General features: G+C 37.9%; 3 protein-coding genes. All 3 read left to right on the top strand.

Going from position 1 to position 3,410, the window contains the following annotated elements; translation table 11 throughout:
• On the top strand, positions 1-1,010 hold a 1,010-nt coding region (locus tag ACP5S8_RS07925), incomplete at its 5' end, for an SLBB domain-containing protein (protein ID WP_461876407.1).
• Between the two features lies 1 nt (position 1,011).
• On the top strand, positions 1,012-3,096 hold the full coding sequence (locus ACP5S8_RS07920; protein ID WP_461876406.1) for a YjbH domain-containing protein: 2,085 nt from the start codon (positions 1,012-1,014) through the stop codon (positions 3,094-3,096).
• A gap of 62 nt (positions 3,097-3,158) precedes the next feature.
• Positions 3,159-3,410: hypothetical protein (locus tag ACP5S8_RS07915; protein WP_461876405.1), on the top strand; the 252-nt coding region annotated here is incomplete at its 3' end.

Raw genomic sequence — 3,410 nt, 5'->3', positions numbered from 1 at the left:
CAATAAAATCTATAATAGAAAAAGCCGGTGGACTTCTATACTACGCTTCTGATAAAGCAGAAATTACAAGGATGATTATAACAAAAGAAGGCCCAAAGTATAAAATCTTTCATATAAATATATCAAAAGCCTTAAAAGGTAATCCCAAAGACAATATAACATTAGAACCTCAAGATTATATATTTGTAAAAACGATACCAGATTTCCAAGGTTATGGATATGTATACATAGGTGGTCAGGTGAGATATCCTGGTGTTTACCCTATATACCCTGGTGAAAGGCTCTCCTCTGTCTTAGAAAGAGCAGGCGGATATACCAAAAACGCTTACTTAAGAGGGGCTGTTTTCACAAGGAAAAGTGTGCAGGCAATACAGCAAAAAAGTATAAATATGATGATAAATAAATTAGAGCAAGAGCTTTTAGCATCAAACGCAAGATCTATATCAAGCGCTGTATCTTCTGGAGAGGCTAGTATAAACAGTGCGTATATCCAAAGTGAACAAGCTTTCGTATCATCGCTCAAATCTATAAAAGCAAGCGGAAGAGTGGTGATAGACTTAGAGCCTATAAGGCTTTTAAAGGGTTCAAGCCAAGATATAGTCTTGAAAAATGGCGATAGTTTATACATACCCACAAGAAACGATGTTGTGAACGTAGTGGGAGCTGTCATGTCACCGGGGGCCTACGTTTACAACCCTCATTATACATGGAGAGATTACATAAGGATGGCTGGTGGCTATGAAGCTGATGCAGATAGCTCTGGTGTATATATATACAAAGCAAACGGAATGGCTGTTAAACCACATCAAGGTTTTATAGATTGGAATCCATTTATGAAAAGCTGGGAGTTTACGGCTTTTAGAAAAGATCAAAACAAGATATGGCCAGGAGATACTATAGTAGTCCCACAAAAGCTCCAAGAGTTTCCTTGGCTTAGAAACATAAAAGACATAACTCAAATACTTATGAACATAGCGGTCACAGCAGGTATAGCAATACATCTTTATTAAGATGGAAAAAATATGTAAGCCCTACAGCTTTAAAAGTAGGGCTTTTCTCTTTATATTAATTTTTTTAATATTTTCTACAAACTCAAAAGCCTTTGAACACTTTTTGCACTCACCAAACAACTACGGTGTCACAGGACTTATGTCTATCCCCACTGCAAGGGTTATGAAAAAACACACATTTAGAATAGGCGTTAGCAACGATACTCCTTACAACCACTACTATTTTACTATAAGCCCTATGAAGGGTCTTGAACTAAATGCCCTTGTCACTCAGATAAATGGCTTTAAAGCCTTTGGTGTATCAGGATACGGAAGCTATAAAGACAAATCTATAGATATAAAATATCAGCTTTTCAAAGAAGGTAAATACACTCCCGCTGTGGCTATAGGTCTCATAGACCCTTACGGTCAGGTGAAGCGGTATTCAGGTCAATATATTGCCCTTAGCAAAAAAATCTATCCGTTTGATTTCACTGTGGGTCTTGGCAACGGAAGGCTTGGAAAAGAACCACTACCTGTAGGAGGTAGCAAATTTAACCTTCAAATGTTTGAACATCCAAGGACATGGCTAAGGCAGTCAAACTTTTTTTGGGGATTTCAGTTTTCTCCTTCTAAAAAATGGGCTTTGATGTTAGAATACGACCCCACAGAATACACACACGATACATCTGATCCAGCCCAAAGTTTCTACTTTGAAAGAAAACCACCAAAATCTCACTACAACATAGGTCTTAGGCTAAACCTTACAAGCTTGGTAGAAGTAGACCTCACATACCAAAGAGGAGATACGTATGGTTTTAACATCTCTATGCCTTTTACCATAGGAAGACCTATGATACCAATAGTAGACCATATAGTCACTTACGAAGACGAAAAGAAATATTACAACAACTTTGAAAAAAGACTAGCTGCTGCTCTTTACAAATCAGGTTTTAGAAATATAAAGATAAGGATGGTAAACGATAATCTTTGGCTAGAAGCCGAAAACGATACGTATTTTTATACACCAAAAGCTATAAAAGTAATAGGAGAGATTTTATCTACTATAAAAAATAAGCCTATCAAAAAAGTCCATATAATCTTGGCTCAAAATCAAATACCTATATTGGAGTTTGACACTACTAAAAGAAATATAGATGACTATATAAATGGAAAGCTCAAAACATGGCAGTTTTTGTACCTATCAAAACTCCGTACTGATATATACAAAGGCATAAATGCCCCTATGCTTTATCCCCATAGGTTTACTTTTGAACTAAAGCCTTCTTTGCAGACTTTCCTAAACGACCCATCTGGATTTTTTAGATATAGAATTGGATTTACAGCAGGTGTTAAATATAGACCGTGGAAAGGTGGTACATTTTTCACAGAGGCGAGCTACTATCCTATAAACAACATAGGTACTATAAACCAACCTCTTTCTATACCAGTAAGAAGCGATTTGCCATTTTATCTTGAACACAAGTTTGCTTTAGATAACCTTCTTTATAATCAGATATTTAAATTCCCAGAAAACGTATATACAAGGCTAACGGCTGGCATACTTGAGATAGAGTATAGCGGTCTTGATACAGAGATAGCAAAACCCTTTTTTCACGGTAAGCTCTTGCTGGGCGTAAGCGGAAGTCTTGTAAAAAAGAGATCTATAAACAATCCATTTGAATTTTCTCATCAGCCCTACGCCAAAAAATACTATCATACAGAGTTTTTAAGGATGCGCTACTACATACCTTTTGTGAGAAATGCTTTTGTAGATGTAAAATATGGAAGGTTTTTAGCCGGAGACAAAGGCTTCATGATAAGAGTCTCAAAAGTTATAAAGGGAGTTACTTTATCGGCTTGGTATAGCTTTACCAATACAAACATATTTACCGACCCATACAACATAGGTTACCACAACTTTGGGATAGCAGCTTCTATACCCTTTAGGCTTTTCAAAGGAAGAGATATGAGGACCGTTTACAACTATTCTTTAACCCCGTGGTCTAGAGACGTTGCTCAAGATATATACCACTATGATGAGTTATTTAACTACATAGGAAGAAATACAAAGATGCGGCTTTATCACGATTTTTCAAGGTATTAAAAACTTGACATTTCATATTTATAGACTTATAATTATCTTATCACTTTAGAGGAGGATTTGTTATGAAAAAGTTTCTAAGTTTAGGAGCAGTAGCTTTGTTGCTATCAGGTATAATGGCAAGCACAGTAGTATCAAACGCTGCAGCAGAAGCAGGGGCAGGTGCAGCAGGAGCAACATCTGGCGGTAGCGCTGGAACAGGTGCAGCAGGAGCTGGAGCAGCAAGCGGAGCAGCAGGCGCAGGGGCAGCTGGGGCAGGGGCAGCAGGAGCTGGAGCGGCAGCAGCAGGAGCAGCAGGAGCAGGGGCAGCAGCAGCA

Source organism: Hydrogenobaculum sp. (assembly GCF_049967395.1).
GTDB lineage: Bacteria > Aquificota > Aquificia > Aquificales > Aquificaceae > Hydrogenobaculum.
Note: the sequence above shows the minus strand (reverse complement) of the source record. Positions and strands in the feature narration are given on the sequence as shown.